Origin of the sequence: Mesorhizobium sp. M8A.F.Ca.ET.208.01.1.1 (genome assembly GCF_004791315.1) — a bacterium.
Classification (GTDB): Bacteria; Pseudomonadota; Alphaproteobacteria; order Rhizobiales; family Rhizobiaceae; genus Mesorhizobium.
Window position 1 is genome coordinate 1 of sequence record NZ_SRUT01000129.1, and the last position, 363, is coordinate 363.

A 363-nucleotide genomic window follows, 5' to 3' on the forward strand; every position below is an offset into this window, starting at 1 on the left:
GCCGGCCACAACACCAATGTCGGCGACGAAGGCGGCTTCGCTCCCAACCTGAAGAGCGCGCCGTCGGCGCTCGACTTCATCATGGAATCAATCGAGAAGGCCGGCTTCAAGCCGGGCGAGGACGTTGCGCTCGGTCTCGATTGCGCAGCGACCGAGTTCTTCAAGGACGGCAATTATGTCTATGAGGGCGAGAAGAAGACGCGCGATCCGAAGGCGCAGGCCAAATACCTTGCCAAGCTTGCTTCCGACTATCCGATCATCACCATCGAGGATGGCCTTGCCGAGGATGACTGGGAAGGCTGGAAGATCCTGACCGACCTGATCGGCAAGAAGACCCAGCTCGTCGGCGACGACCTGTTCGTC

The 363-nt window shown here is 60.1% G+C and carries 1 pseudogene; it reads left to right on the forward strand.

Annotation, left to right across the window (positions count from 1 at the left end):
- Positions 1-363: pseudogene (gene eno / locus EN851_RS34585) on the forward strand (phosphopyruvate hydratase); the annotation flags it as partial.